Origin of the sequence: Pseudomonas sp. CFBP13509, assembly GCF_005233485.1 — a bacterium.
Taxonomy (GTDB): Bacteria; Pseudomonadota; Gammaproteobacteria; order Pseudomonadales; family Pseudomonadaceae; genus Aquipseudomonas; species Aquipseudomonas marginalis.
Genome location: NZ_QGAA01000022.1, coordinates 36298 through 49672 on the forward strand (window position 1 = coordinate 36298; position 13375 = coordinate 49672).

Annotated in this window: 13 protein-coding genes; 12 read left to right on the plus strand and 1 reads right to left on the minus strand. The window is 60.5% G+C overall.

Annotation, left to right across the window (positions count from 1 at the left end):
- Positions 1 to 7: 7 nt before the first annotated feature.
- From PspCFBP13509_RS26940 to PspCFBP13509_RS26995, 11 genes are all read left to right on the plus strand, one after another.
- Entirely contained in the window at positions 8 to 733 is a 726-nt protein-coding gene (locus PspCFBP13509_RS26940) for an SDR family oxidoreductase (protein ID WP_065926915.1), read from the plus strand.
- Positions 730 to 1866, plus strand: a complete 1137-nt coding sequence (locus tag PspCFBP13509_RS26945) for a hypothetical protein (RefSeq protein ID WP_137212933.1) — start codon at positions 730 to 732, stop codon at positions 1864 to 1866. The genes PspCFBP13509_RS26940 and PspCFBP13509_RS26945 overlap by 4 nt, the downstream gene beginning before the upstream one ends.
- 7 nt (positions 1867 to 1873) lie before the next feature.
- A complete protein-coding gene (locus PspCFBP13509_RS26950) occupies positions 1874 to 2644 on the plus strand; it encodes a class I SAM-dependent methyltransferase (protein WP_137212934.1) in 771 nt (256 codons plus the stop codon).
- Positions 2645 to 2654: 10 nt separating this feature from the next.
- Entirely contained in the window at positions 2655 to 3884 is a 1230-nt protein-coding gene (locus PspCFBP13509_RS26955) for an MFS transporter (RefSeq protein ID WP_065926918.1), read from the plus strand.
- Positions 3881 to 4495 (plus strand): adenylyl-sulfate kinase, encoded by a 615-nt coding sequence (gene cysC / locus PspCFBP13509_RS26960; protein ID WP_065926919.1) that lies wholly within the window; start codon positions 3881 to 3883, stop codon positions 4493 to 4495. Before PspCFBP13509_RS26955 ends, cysC begins: the two co-directional genes overlap by 4 nt.
- A gap of 96 nt (positions 4496 to 4591) precedes the next feature.
- The gene (locus tag PspCFBP13509_RS26965; RefSeq protein ID WP_065926920.1) at positions 4592 to 5227 is read left to right on the plus strand and encodes a CGNR zinc finger domain-containing protein; all 636 of its coding nucleotides are present in this window, start codon (positions 4592 to 4594) and stop codon (positions 5225 to 5227) included.
- Positions 5228 to 5318: 91 nt separating this feature from the next.
- Entirely contained in the window at positions 5319 to 5819 is a 501-nt protein-coding gene (locus PspCFBP13509_RS26970; RefSeq protein WP_065926921.1) for a sigma-70 family RNA polymerase sigma factor, read from the plus strand.
- 29 nt (positions 5820 to 5848) lie between these two features.
- A complete protein-coding gene (locus PspCFBP13509_RS26975; protein ID WP_137212935.1) occupies positions 5849 to 6802 on the plus strand; it encodes a FecR family protein in 954 nt (317 codons plus the stop codon).
- Between the two features lie 97 nt (positions 6803 to 6899).
- On the plus strand, positions 6900 to 9305 hold the full coding sequence (locus tag PspCFBP13509_RS26980; RefSeq protein ID WP_137212936.1) for a TonB-dependent siderophore receptor: 2406 nt from the start codon (positions 6900 to 6902) through the stop codon (positions 9303 to 9305).
- Positions 9306 to 9503: 198 nt separating this feature from the next.
- On the plus strand, positions 9504 to 10460 hold the full coding sequence (locus tag PspCFBP13509_RS31555) for a type III secretion effector protein (RefSeq protein WP_065926924.1): 957 nt from the start codon (positions 9504 to 9506) through the stop codon (positions 10458 to 10460).
- 784 nt (positions 10461 to 11244) lie between these two features.
- Positions 11245 to 12015: a type III secretion effector protein gene (locus PspCFBP13509_RS26995; protein WP_235865576.1), complete on the plus strand. Its 771-nt coding sequence runs from the start codon at positions 11245 to 11247 to the stop codon at positions 12013 to 12015.
- 10 nt (positions 12016 to 12025) lie between these two features.
- On the opposite strand, the gene PspCFBP13509_RS27000 is transcribed toward PspCFBP13509_RS26995, so the two are convergent.
- Positions 12026 to 13177: an MFS transporter gene (locus tag PspCFBP13509_RS27000; protein ID WP_137212937.1), complete on the minus strand. Its 1152-nt coding sequence runs from the start codon at positions 13175 to 13177 to the stop codon at positions 12026 to 12028.
- Here PspCFBP13509_RS27000 and PspCFBP13509_RS27005 point away from each other — a divergent pair.
- Positions 13176 to 13367, plus strand: coding sequence for a hypothetical protein (locus PspCFBP13509_RS27005; protein ID WP_137212938.1), 192 nt, complete (start codon positions 13176 to 13178; stop codon positions 13365 to 13367). The genes PspCFBP13509_RS27000 and PspCFBP13509_RS27005 overlap by 2 nt on opposite strands.
- Positions 13368 to 13375: the final 8 nt, after the last annotated feature.

Consider the following 13375-nt stretch of genomic DNA (forward strand, 5'->3'; position numbering starts at 1 on the left):
TTGTTGTATGAAAAAGTTGATTGTCACCGGTGCGGCCAATGGGATCGGCCGGGCTACTGTGGAAAAGGCTATCCAGGCAGGTTATTTCGTTATCGGTGCCGACAAGGATGCCGAAGGCCTGCGTGCGTTACAGCGCACTTACACGGCGGATGTATTGGAAACCCATGTCGCGGACTTTTCGGATAATGCGCTGATCAAGGGTTTTATCCCTGCGCTGTACGAGCGCCACGCAACTATTCATGCATTAATCAATAACGCCGGTATTTACCACGGCAAAAGCATCTACGCCTATTCCGATGCCGAAGTGGACGAAATCCTGACTGTGAACCTCAAGGCCTTGGTCTATCTCTCCAAAGACTTCGCCGAACGGGAGATGAAACACGAGGCGCCGCGCTGCATCGTCAATATCGCCTCGGTGGCGGGCGAAGTGGGCAGTTGTGATGCTTTGTACGGCGCCACCAAGGCGGCGGTGATCGGCCTGACCAAAGCCAATGCCTGGAATTTTGCGCCGTTCGTGCGGGTTAACGCAGTGTCGCCGGCGCTGATCCACGACACCGCCATCTACGACACCATCCCTGAATACCGCCGCGCCGAGTACGCGCGCCAGGAAATCCTCAAGGAACCGATCCTGCCCGGCGGCGTCGCCGAGGTCATTTTGCTGGTGATCAGCGATGCCATGCGGCATGTCACCGGCAAGGTCATTCCGGTAGACAACGGAGCCTACCCACGATGAGCCCGTCAGCCTCCAAGAAGAAACTGCTGCTGGTGGGCGCAGGCAACCTGTGCCTGCAGATCCTGAAGATTCTCGGGCCGAAAAATGCCTTTGAATTCGTGGTGCTGGGGCGCAATGAAGACGCGACCGTGCGGCTATGCAACCTGGTGGCCCTGTCGTGTGCGCAGTTGGGGCACTGCATCACGATCAAGCCGGTGATCGCCGACCTCACCGATATCGACCGGGTCACCCAGGTGCTGCGTGCAGAGGCGCCGGACCTGGTGGTGAACTGCGCGTCGTTGCAGTCGTGGCGTGTGATCACCGGGTTGCCCAGGCTCTCGTTCGAGCAACTCGACCAGGCGCAGTTCGGCCCCTGGCTGCCCATGCACCTGACGCTGATGCATCACTTGATGCAGGCGGTGAAAGCCTCCGGTATCGCGGCCAGGACGGTCAACGCGGCCTTTCCCGATGCGGTCAACCCGATCCTGGCCAGGGTCGGGCTGGCGCCGGATATTGGCGTGGGCAATGTCGCCAACCTGATCCCGGCGCTGCGATTTTCCATCGCGCGGCTGCTGGAGTGTGCGCCTGCCGATGTGCAGGTGTGCCTGTATGCCCAGCACTATTTCAGCCACTACGTGCCGCGCGGCGGCTTGCCCCCGCGTGCCAGCTACCGCTTGTTGCATGAGGTGCGCGACCGCCCGGCCGCGGCCCACCTGCCGGCCGAAGCGATTTTTTCCACGGTTAAATCCGAGTTCCGCCGCCTGGGCGGTATCGATGGGCAGTTCCTCACGGCGTGCTCGGCCGTCACCGTGATCGAAGGGTTGTTTTCGCCCACCCCGGTGCTGGTGCACGCGCCCGGCCCGCTGGGGTTGCCGGGCGGCTATCCGGTGTGGTTGCAGGAGGGGCAGATCAAGGTGCAGTTCAGCGCCGACTGTCCCCAGGACGAAGCGGTGCGCATCAATACCATCTGCCAGAGCCAGGATGGCATTGATGAGATTCATTGCGATGGCTCGGTCACCTATAACCCGCAATGCATGGCCGTGATGCAGGCGATGCTGGGGTACTCGAAGAAAACCATGTCCATCGAACAGTCCGCCGAGTTTGCCCACGAGCTGTCGAGCAAATACCTGTCTTTCAAACATTCAACCTGGTAGGTGTGTGATGAATCGGATGTCGGTGCACAAGCGCGGCGAAGTCGCCAGTTACGCCACGCAATACTCGAAAAAATTCGTCGAGCGCTGGGATGAATTGATCGATTGGGAAAAAAGAAAGGCGGGGGAGAACGGGTTCTTTGAAAACCTGCTGAAGCAGCACGGCGTGAAGTCGGTGATCGACGTCTCCACGGGCAGTGGTTTTCATGCGGTCCAGCTTAAGCAGGCGGGGTTCGATGTCGTCGCCACGGACGGCAGCAGCACGATGTTGACCAAGGCCCGGGAGAATTTTCGGCAACGCGGGTTGGCGATCGAATCGCACTACCGGGATTGGCAGGCCCTCGATCCCGCCGAACTGGGGCGCTTCGATGCTGTGGTGTGCCTGGGCAGTTCGCTGTGCCATGTGTTTGCAGCCCATGAACGGCTGGAGGTGCTGGAGAGATTCAGGGCATTGCTCAATCCGGGCGGCTTGCTGATTGTGGATCAACGTAACTTCTTTGCCATTCGCGCAGGCAAGTTCAAATCCAGCGGTCATTACTATTACTGCGGCACGCAGGCATCCGTCGGCCTGGGGCAGGTGGATGAACACGTGTGTGAGTTCATCTACTCGTTCGATAACGCCGAGCAGTATCGGTTGCAGGTCTATCCGCTGTTGCCGGGCGAGTTGAAGGGGGAGGTGCTCAAGTCCGGATTTTGCGCCCATGAGAGTTACGGGGATTTCCAGCGTGACTACGACATGATGAATTGTGATTTTGTCATCCACACGGCACGCGCCGTTTAAGGAGTACCTGATGAGCACACTGGTACAGAGTAGCGCGCGCCCGTTGGACAGCGTCGTGCTGGCGGTGGTGTTGACCGGGTTCGTGGCCAGTACCTACGGGTTTGGCGTCTACCTGTTCGCCAACCTGGTGGTGGACATGCGCCGCGACATCGGTTTCGACTACACCACGGTGGGCCTGATCACCGGCGGTGCGCAGATCGGCTTCCTGCTGTTTTCATCGGTCACCAGTTACATCAGTCGTTTTTTCGAAGGCTGGAAGATCAGCCTGGTGTCGACGCTGATGACCTCCCTGGCGCTGTTGGGGCTGAGTGTCAGCAACAGTATCTGGCTGTCCGGGGCGCTGTTGATTTTGCTCGGCGGCTGCTCGGCCTCGGTGTACATCCCGTTGGCGGAGATTGTCACCAAGGGTTTCAGCCCGGGTAATCGCTCGCGGGTCATGGGGCTGATTTCCAGCGGCACCAGCTACGGCGTGTTCATCAATGGCTTGCTGGTGTCGTTCCTTACCCTGCAGGGTGGCTGGCGCTCGATCTGGCTCACCGCGGGCCTGATCTCGGTGGCCCTGTGCGTGGTGGCCTGGTTTCTGCTGCGCAACCTGGTGGCGGACAAGGACGCCGGTTTTTCCGGGCCGCGTTCGACGGCGTTCGAGAGTCATGCACCTTGGTTGAGTCGCTCGCTGTACCTGACCTGGGCCATTGCGTTTTTGAATGGGATGGCGCTGTTGCCGTTCCAGACTTACCTGGCTCCGTTCCTGCGGGACGAGTTGGGGGTGTCGGTACAGGACGCCGGGTTTGTCTGGACCACCATTGGCGCGGTGGGCATGGCCTCGGGCTTTCTGGTGGGGTGGATCGCCGACAAGGTGGGCGTCAGGGCGTCGCTGGCCATGTGCTTTTTGAGTGCGGGGCTGGCCGCCACCCTGGTGTTCAGTTTCAACAGCCTCCCGCTGTTCTACCTGGCGGCATTTTTGTTTGCGCTGGCGTTCTACCCCATCTTCGGGCTTGTCCCCAGCTACATCGGGCAAATCGTGCCGGTCAGCCGACTGACCCAGGCATTCGGCATTGCCAATGTGCTGATCGGCCTGGGGGGTGTGTGCGGTAACTTCCTGGGCGGTTTTTCCAAGGACCTGACCGGCTCGTTCGCGACCGTCTACTGGGTGGTTGCGCTGTTGCTGTTCGTGCAATGCGTGATGGTATTCCTGTTGGGTAAACCGCCTGTGGCGGTGACGGAGGGTGAGCGGCCATGAGTCATTTTGCGGAACGTCCAGAACGGAATCTGCATGCGTTTGCGTTCAGCCATCTCGCCGCGGAACGCTCGCGTATGGGGCAAAAGCCCTTGGTCATCTGGATGACGGGCATCTCGGCGGCCGGCAAGTCGACGATTGCCGATGCGCTGGACAGGGCCTTGCAGGCACAGGGGCGCTTGACCTGCATCATTGACGGCGACTCGGTGCGCGGCGGCCTGTGCCGCGACCTGGGTTTTACCGACAGCGACCGCGATGAAAATATCCGGCGGGTCGCCGAAGTGGCGCGCTTGATGCTGGACGCAGGGCTGGTGGTGATCGTGGCGCTGATCTCACCGTCGGCGGCCAGCCGGCATTACGCGCGCGCCATTGTCGGCAATGAGCATTTTGTCGAGGTGCATGTGGATGCGCCGCTGGAAACGGCGGAGCAACGTGACCCTAAGGGCTTGTACAAAAAAGCCCGCCTGGGGTTGATCCAACACTTCACCGGGATTGATTCGGACTACGACGTGCCGATCTTTCCGGAAGTGCACGTGGACACCCAGGCGCTGTCTGTCGAACAGTCTGTCGCGACTATTCTCGATTGGATGGCCCGCAACGACGAGCGCACATAGCCGCTGGTCTTTGCGCCGCGGTGGCGGTGCCTGCACCTTCGGAAAACAAGGTAATCTGCGCCATCGCAGGCATACCGCGTTTTTTCAGGAGCAGGCATGACGCATTTCACCGGCACTGCAAAATCCATCCGCCTGATCGGCGGGGCCCAGGTGTTGGACTTCATCAATACCACCAACGGCCGCCGCCCTGGGTCGCCGCTCAAAGTCATGGAAGAGCGGCTTACCAGTTTTCAGTTTTTCTTTGAATGGGCGCTGCACGCCTCGTTGATCTCCACCCAGGAGTTCGCTGAATACAAGGCCATGGTGTTTGAGTCGCCTATTTCCTACCAGCCGGATCTGGACGCCATCATTGCGTTCCGCGAATGCCTGTATGCCGTGTTTTACCCGTTGTCCTTGCGCCAGGCTGCGGCCGATGACGCCTTGCAGCAGATCAACCTGAATTTCCAGCAAGGCACCGCCTGGCGGGTGCTGCGCATGGTTGATGGGACACCGGCCTGGGCGTGGAAAACCTGCACCTCTGCTCAGGAACTGAGTGCAATGTTGATCGGGCGCCTGGCGATCGAGGCCACGCAGTTGCTGGTGTCCGGTGATCTTCGCGTGCTGAAGTGCTGCACGGCCACCGACTGTGATTGGCTATTCCTGGATATCTCCAAGAACAAACTGCGCAAATGGTGCCAGATGAGCGTGTGCGGCAGCCGGGAGAAATTGAGTCGCCTTAAACAGGCGCTTTAGTTTCCAGGCAGTGGCGCGGTCGACGGGTAGCAATTGCTCCACTTAATAGGAAGCATTACTATTCACGCCCCGCCTCCCCAGTGCTCCCGCGATGATCCCTCAGCCGCCCCGCAGAACAGGCTTTTTCGAGCACTACGAAGAGTTGATCGGCACCTGGACACGCCGCCTGAGAAACCGTCAGCAGGCCGAGGACCTGGCCCATGACACCTTTGTGAGAGTGCTGGAGACAACCGCCTCCCAGGTAGAGCAACCGCGCGCTTATCTGCATCAAACTGCGCGAAATATCGCCGTGGACGCCTACCGACGCGAAGACCGGCGGGAAGCCATGGCGTTGGAAGCCTTTGATCAGAGCCAGCCCCACGGCGGTGACCCGGAGCATTTCATGCACGCGATCCAGCTCGCGGACTCCATCGAGCGGGCATTGGCCGAGTTGCCGCTCAACTGCCGCAGGATCTTTATCTGGCAGAAGATCGAGGGCCTGACCCAGCAGGAGATCGCCGAGCGCCTGGGCTTGTCCAAGAACATGGTGGAAAAGTATATGATCCGCACCCTGCGGCATTTGCGTGACCGCCTGGATGCGATGGCCCCATGACACACGCTCGCTCTGAAACAGGACCTTCCATGATGGATAACCGTGCCCGCGACGAAGCCGCGCAATGGTTTGTACGCCTGCAAGACGCTGGGTTGGACGCCACCGAGCGCGAGCGTTTCGATGTGTGGCGCAATGAAAAGCCCGAGCACCAATATGAATTCGATGTGCTGCAAGGCCTGTGGAGCGCCGCCGACCTGGTGCCCGAGGCCCGCTTGCAGGCGTTGGGCGAGGCGCCGGCCGAGCGTCCAAAACGTCGTGGCGTGTTGCGTTACGCCGTCGCCGCCAGTGTGGTCGCCGTGGCCTTGGGGCTCGGCTTGTTCAGCGGCCTTGATCATCCGAAGCCCTACCGGGCCGATTTCAGCACGCGCCTGGGTGAGCATCGCCAGGTGGCATTGCCCGACGGCTCGATGATGGATTTGAACAGCCGCAGTGTTGTCTCGGTGCACTACGAAAAAGGCCGCCGCAGTATTGAACTCAAGCAGGGCGAGGCCATGTTCAATGTCGAGCATGACAGCAGCCGTCCCTTTGTGGTCGCCGCCGGTGCAGGGCAGGTGACGGTCACCGGCACGCGCTTTGATGTGCGTCGCGATGATGACCAGACCCGTGTGGTGGTCGAGGCCGGTACGGTGAAGGTGCAAGGGCGCTCACCGAACGAGGGGGTGACGCTGACGGCGGGGCTGGGAACCCATATCAATGACCAAGGCTTGGTGGCAGCGTCCTACGCAGTGAATGCCGAGGAACTGACGGCCTGGCGCAGCGGCAAACTGGTGTTCAACAACGCATCCCTGGGTGAAGTCGCCCGTGAGGTGTCGCGTTATCGCGAGCGCCCGTTGCGCGTCAGCACACCCGCCGTTGGCAACCTGCGACTGACCAGTGTGTTCAAGGCCAATGACACCGATGCCTTGCTCAAGGCCTTGCCCCATATCCTGCCCGTGGCCCTGAGGACCCTGCCGGATGGCAGCCAGGAAATTATTTCACGCTGAGATTCAGGTTTTTTCCGAGTTCTTCGTCTTCTCCTGCAGCTGCAACTGGTTTGCATTAACAGCCGCATACTCTTGCGATTACAGGACTGGGGTCGACGTGAAAAAATGTGCCGTTCACAACAATAAAATCTCCCGCTGGGCGCCGCTTGCCCTTGCGCTTGCTGTCAGTGCCGCAGTGCCGGCGGCCTATGCTGGCGACGCTATCCATATCCAGGCCCAACCCCTGGGGAGCGCGCTGAGCCAACTGGGGCAGCAGACGTCCCTGCAAGTGTTTTTCAGCCCCGACCTGGTCGCCGGCAAGCAGGCCCCCGCAGTAGATGGCAACCTGTCGGCGGAACAGGCCCTGCGCCAATTGCTGCAAGGCAGTGGCCTGGACTATCAGATCGACGCCGGTTCCGTGACCCTGCGCCCGCTCGGCAGCGGCGCCGGTGACGCCGGTTCGCCCCTGGAACTGGGTGCCACCGACATCAGGGTGGTCGGCGACTGGCTTGGGGATGCCGATGCCGAAGTGGTGCAGAACCACCCGGGCGCGCGTACGGTGATTCGCCGCGAAGCCATGGTGGAGCAGGGCGCGATGAATGTCGGTGATGTGCTGCGTCGTATGCCTGGGGTCCAGGTGCAGGAATCCAACGGCACAGGTGGCAGCGATATTTCCCTCAATGTCGGCGTACGCGGGCTGACATCACGTCTGTCGCCACGCTCCACCGTGCTGATCGACGGGGTGCCGGCGGCATTCGCGCCCTATGGCCAGCCACAACTGTCGATGGCGCCGATTTCCGCCGGCAACCTGGACAGCATCGACGTGGTACGCGGCGCCGGTTCCGTGCGTTATGGGCCACAGAACGTCGGTGGCGTGATCAACTTCGTGACCCGCGCGATCCCCGAGAAATTCTCCGGTGAAGTCGGCACCACCCTGCAAACTTCCGCCCATGGTGGCTGGAAGCACATCGAGAGCGCTTTTATCGGCGGCACTGCCGAAAACGGCATCGGCGCTGCGCTGTTGTACTCCGGAGTGAATGGCAACGGTTACCGCAACAGCAACAACGGCAACGACATCGACGACGTGATCTTCAAGACCCACTGGGCGCCGACCGACCAGGACGACTTCTCGCTGAACTTCCATTACTACGATGCCAGCGCCGACATGCCCGGCGGGCTGACCCAGAAACAGTTCGATGCCAACCCGTACCAGTCGGTGCGCGATTGGGACAATTTCAGCGGGCGCCGCAAGGACGTGTCCTTCAAGTACATCCGGCAAATCGACGACCGGACCCAGGCCGAAGTGCTGACTTATTATTCCGACAGTTTCCGCGGCAGTAACATCGCTAACCGCGACCTCGCGACCCTCGGGTCCTACCCGCGCACCTACTACACCTTCGGCATCGAGCCGCGGGTATCCCATGTATTCGACGTGGGCCCCAGCACCCAGGAAGTCAGCGTCGGTTACCGCTACCTCAAGGAAGGCATGCATGAGCAGGCCACCAGTCTGAACCTGATCAACAACGTGCCGACGTCGGGTGGCCGCAGCGATGGTCACGTCTACCAGGATCGCACCGGTGGCACCGAGGCCAACGCCTTCTATGTGGACAACAAGATCGATATCGGCAAGTGGACCGTCACCCCGGGCATCCGTTTTGAAGACATCCGCACCGAATGGCACGACCGTCCGGTCATCCCCCTTACGGGGCCCCGCACCCAGGAAAAACGCCGCGAGGTCCATAGCCAGGAACCGCTGCCGGCCCTGAGCGTGATGTACCACCTTTCCGATGCGTGGAAATTGTTCGCCAACTACGAAACCTCCTTCGGCAGCCTGCAGTACTTCCAACTCGGACAAGGCGGCAGCGGCGACCAGACCGCCAGCGGCCTGAACCCGGAAAAAGCCAAGACCTATGAGGTCGGTACGCGCTACAGCGACAGTGTGTGGGGCGGGGAACTCACGTATTTCTACATCGACTTCTCGGATGAGCTGCAATACGTCAGCAATGCCGTGGGCTGGACCAACCTTGGCGCCACCAAGCACACCGGCATCGAAGCGTCGGCCCACTATGACTTGTCGAACCTGGACCCTCGCCTGGACGGCCTGACCGCCAACGCCGGCTTCACCTACACCAAGGCTACCGCCGAAGGTGACGTACCGTTCAAAGGGCGCGACCTGCCACTGTATTCCCGGGAAGTGGCAACCCTGGGCCTGCGCTACGACGTCAACCACTGGACCCACAACCTGGATGTGTACGCCCAGTCCGGACAGCGTGCACCGGGTACCACCAGCACCTACATTACCCAGGGCAGCGCCGATGGGCAGTACGGTGATATCCCGGGCTATGTCTCGGTCAACGTGCGCAGTGGCTACGACTTTGGCGAACAACTGTCGAACCTGAAGCTGGGGGTGGGGGTGAAAAACGTCTTTGACCAGCAGCACTACACCCGCTCCAGCGACAACAATGCCGGGCTGTACCTGGGCGAGCCGCGTACGTTTTTTGTACAGGCCAGCGTCGGGTTCTGACCTTTATCGGTTTGGAAAAGTCGCAGTCTTGCAAGAGGCTGCGATCGTTTGTCCTGTTTCTTACATCCTCGCAGTGCATATTGCGGCTGGTTCAGGAACCGTTTCCGACAGAAGTGCCACACATGGGAAAGCTAAAGGGCTTCGACGTTGCGTTGGAGCGGCAAGCTGAAGATCGCGCCCACTGTAATGGAGAAAACTATGTCGGTATTGGTGTCCGATACACAGGCCTCGACCTCATCAACTTCTGACCTTTTGCAGGCCACTTCCAGGCCTGAGGTCAAAGCCCCTCGGCCAGCGACTGCCCCCAACGGCCAAGCGGCTGCAAACGTCAGCTTCCTGCCTCGGGAAAACCAGAGGGGGCCCGTGTTCGGCGCGCCCTCTTCGCAGGCCCCCCGTCAGAGTGCTGCTGACAACGTGATGCGTCACTCCAGCGAGCCGGCCAGGCAGGGCCTGATGGATACGGTCAGACACTGGGTGAGCCCTTGGTTTGCCTGGCATCGCCCACAACCAGGTCCTGGCTACTGCAATCCGCCACCACGCCCCGATCCTACCGTGGGTAAGCCGTATCCGCCCGCGCCGGGCTGGCCTGATCCGACGTACTCGCTGAAAAGCAATGACGAGTTGGCGCAACAGTTACGTGACAATTTCAATGCCTTCAGGGACCGCAGCAACCCTGGGTATGTCAGCGTTGACAGTATCTATGGGATGGCGAAAAAAACCTGGTCTCCCAATCCGGTCACGAACGCGAACATTCGCCTGGCCAACGAGTTGCTGCGACGTCCGGAACTGATGAGCGCCCTGGACCGGCACTCCTCCACCGGTGCATTGGATGGCCTGATCGACCGGCAAAATGTGAACATCGTGGTCAAGGGGGAAAACTACTTCAAGTACAAGACCGACAAGGAAATGGCCGGTGAAATGCTTGAGCATTTCGACGAGTTGAAACGTAATCCCTGGGACCGGGAGCTGAGCTTCAACCACCTGAGGAGCCTGGCGGCCCAGGAGCAGACAGGCGATTCGCCCATGGATCATCTGATCCAGCTGTCCCAGGAGATACTCAAGCGCAGTGACGTGTTGAGGAAAATGGACAATCTCGCCGGTCGTGATAATGACGGCCGGATCAGCTGGCAAGCGCTTTACCTGCTTTCCCGCTGACCGTCCGCCAGGCGCCGCCGCTGAATGACGGTGCCTGGCTCAATTTTGTCAGGAACTGTTTACGCCGACTGACCAAGTAGTTCATAGGCACCGGCCTTGATCAAACCGGTCGGCTTTCAGATTCCGTATGGAGAGCTAGCAAATGACGTCAAGCTCGTTTCACCCGCCCCAGCCCAGCTGTCATGAGCTCTTTCGCAATACGGATGATGGCGATCCGACTGTGCCCACGGGTGCCATCGTTGCGCAAGAGCCCCCGGCCCTGGCCGATGTGCATGCTGTCGAAGCCAGGCGCATGAGGGCTTTCGCCGGTCAGTGCCAATTCCAGGCGCCGGTCGAGGAAGACTTTTCCCGGGGCATGCTCGCGACCGGACAGATGGCGAGTGACGACGCCAAGCCCCCCAGATATTCCAGGCTGATCAATAGCCTGACGACCTGGTTGCGTCGGTAAGGGTGGGAATCACCGTACCTTCTGGTCGTTGTTTACATGCTGTCATTGGTATTCATCGGTTGTCCGGAACTGTTGTGTTTGTCCAACCACACATGGGGTGCTTGCCGGTGGAATCCATTCGCTGATTCCGTCTGGGGGTGGTGATCACCGGGCAGGTATGTATCGGAAACGCGTTGGAGAAAACCCATGACGATCGAGGGTGCACCCCCTCATGGTCTGCCCTTGGCACTGGATGAGCCGGCTTTACGGTCTACAGTGCCAGCGCCGCTCACGCCCTCTGAAACCTGACAGGGGGCTGTTCCTGCGCGCCTCGACGGCGTGTCGCGGTTGCCTCTGGTGCTGCGCGGAACAATGTCGGTGCTGCGCCAGCGAGCGCTGCAGAACCTGCCCGCTGCTACGCGCGTGAACCTCGCCCAGCCCGGCGTAACGTCCACCGACAGCCAACTGGCGTTGGGCCTGGAAAAAGATTTTGGCAGGCTGTACCCCTTCCTGAACGACGGGCGTTTGACCTGCTCGTCATTGCAGCGTGTTGCAGACGAACGTATGGGGAAAAGCGAGGAGTTGGACCGGACGATTCAAGTGGTCAGCGAGATTCTCAAGCGCCCGCGGTTGAGCGATGCAATTTTGAGCCGCGACGGCGATATCACCCGGGACAGTCTCAGGGCGGCAGCCCAAACGCTACAGGGGAACAGCTCGCCAAGTGTGTTCAGCCAGGACCCGTTCCATGCCCAGGGCAATACCCAGGTGGTGCTGGCCCTGCAGGGCCAGTTCGAACAATTGAGGGATAAATCGCAGGATCGGACGTTCTTCTTTGAACAACACCAGTACGTTGAAATCGCCATGCTCAAGGCCGTCATGCAGGACCCGCATGCCGTTGATCAAGAGGGTGCGCCTGTGCTGGATCCTTCCTCCGGCATGCCTCGGCCCAGGTACAGCGAGCTCTGTGTCTACACGGCGAAGAACATTCTTGAGCGGCCTGGTCTGCTGCCTTCGCTGATACGTGCGAACGGCACACGATTGTTTGGTCTGCCGCAAAAAGACGGCTGGCTCAGTAACAAAAGCCTCGAGCGTTGGCTGGAACAGGACAAGGCCCGCAAAGCGCGCTGATGTGCGGGGGTCATACCTTGAGGACCTTGCCGCTCAGGGACACACCGGCGAGCAGCACTGCGATCAGCACAAAGGCACTGCTCAGGCTGCTGCCATGGGCAATGAAGCCAATCACTGCGGGGCCGGCAAGAATCCCGGCATACCCCAAGGTCGTGATGGCAGGCACGGCAATATGTTCCGGCATCACCGTTTGCTTGCCGACGGCGGTGTACAGCACCGGTACGATATTCGAACAACCGGCACCTACCAGCGCATACCCCAGCAATGCGGTTTCCCAGGCTGGCAATAACGTTGCCAGCAACATGCCAGCAGTGGCCAGTGCACCACCGACCACAATCACACGGGTCGCGCCCAGGCGCCGCACGATGGCATCGCCGGTCAGGCGCCCGGCAGTCATGGTCAGGGCGAAGGCTGCGTAACCCAGGCCGGCGTAAGCTTCGTCCAGACCGCGTTCGGCACTGAGGAACACGGCGCTCCAATCCAGTACGGCGCCTTCTGCCAAAAACACGATAAAGCACAGACAGCCGATGAACAGTACTACGCCGTGGGGGATCGCAAATGCCGGACCCGAACTTTCACTGCCATAGGGCAACAAATGGGGCCCGGCCTTGAGCAGCGCCAGTGCCATGATGACGATCACCACCAGGGTCGCGTGCAGAGGTGACAGACCCAACCCCAGCAGCCCGGCAACCCCGGCCGCGCCGACGATCCCTCCCAGGCTGAACAAGCCGTGGAAGCCCGACATCATGGTTTTGCCACTGGCGCGCTCAACAATCACCGCTTGCAGGTTCACCGTGGAGTCCACCGTGCCAAGGCCCGCGCCAAACAGGAACAATCCGGCGATCAGTAACGGAATCGAGCTGACCGTGGCCAGCATGGGCAAGGCCAGGCATATCATGATCGTGCCGGCGCTCAGCACGCGTCGGCAGCCATAACGAGACGCCAGCGCACCGGCGGCCGGCATGGCGATGATAGACCCCACCCCCAGGCATAACAGCAGCAGGCCCAGAGTGCCTTCACTCAGTTCGGCGCGTGCTTTGGCGTATGGCACCAACGGCGCCCAGGCAGCAATGCCGAAGCCGGCGATGAAAAATGCGATACGGGTCGACATTTGTTCCAGCCGCCCGGGAACCACGGGTGCTGAGGTGGGGATGGCAGTCATGAAAAAATCCTTGGTTTTGCGTTCAGCGAACGATGTCCGGCGCGACATCCTTGCACATCAGGCCTTGGGGGGCGAGCCGGGTTCCCCCCGAGATCAGCGGCGAAGAGTTTTTTTGCAATTCTGGAACGCCATGGGCGTTGGCAACCACACACGGAGTGTCTTTGCGGAAGGCGTTCTGGAAGGTGTGTAATCCCTGTG

What these genes read in the sequence shown, in the direction of transcription:
- PspCFBP13509_RS26950 (WP_137212934.1), top strand. Translation starts at nt 1,874, where the DNA reads ATGAATCGGATGTCGGTGCACAAGCGCGGCGAAGTCGCCAGTTACGCC.
- PspCFBP13509_RS31555 (WP_065926924.1), top strand. Translation starts at nt 9,504, where the DNA reads ATGTCGGTATTGGTGTCCGATACACAGGCCTCGACCTCATCAACTTCT.
- cysC (WP_065926919.1), top strand. Translation starts at nt 3,881, where the DNA reads ATGAGTCATTTTGCGGAACGTCCAGAACGGAATCTGCATGCGTTTGCG.
- PspCFBP13509_RS26965 (WP_065926920.1), top strand. Translation starts at nt 4,592, where the DNA reads ATGACGCATTTCACCGGCACTGCAAAATCCATCCGCCTGATCGGCGGG.
- PspCFBP13509_RS26975 (WP_137212935.1), top strand. Translation starts at nt 5,849, where the DNA reads ATGATGGATAACCGTGCCCGCGACGAAGCCGCGCAATGGTTTGTACGC.
- PspCFBP13509_RS27000 (WP_137212937.1), bottom strand. Translation starts at nt 13,177, where the DNA reads ATGACTGCCATCCCCACCTCAGCACCCGTGGTTCCCGGGCGGCTGGAA.
- PspCFBP13509_RS26970 (WP_065926921.1), top strand. Translation starts at nt 5,319, where the DNA reads ATGATCCCTCAGCCGCCCCGCAGAACAGGCTTTTTCGAGCACTACGAA.
- PspCFBP13509_RS26955 (WP_065926918.1), top strand. Translation starts at nt 2,655, where the DNA reads ATGAGCACACTGGTACAGAGTAGCGCGCGCCCGTTGGACAGCGTCGTG.
- PspCFBP13509_RS26940 (WP_065926915.1), top strand. Translation starts at nt 8, where the DNA reads ATGAAAAAGTTGATTGTCACCGGTGCGGCCAATGGGATCGGCCGGGCT.
- PspCFBP13509_RS26945 (WP_137212933.1), top strand. Translation starts at nt 730, where the DNA reads ATGAGCCCGTCAGCCTCCAAGAAGAAACTGCTGCTGGTGGGCGCAGGC.
- PspCFBP13509_RS27005 (WP_137212938.1), top strand. Translation starts at nt 13,176, where the DNA reads ATGAAAAAATCCTTGGTTTTGCGTTCAGCGAACGATGTCCGGCGCGAC.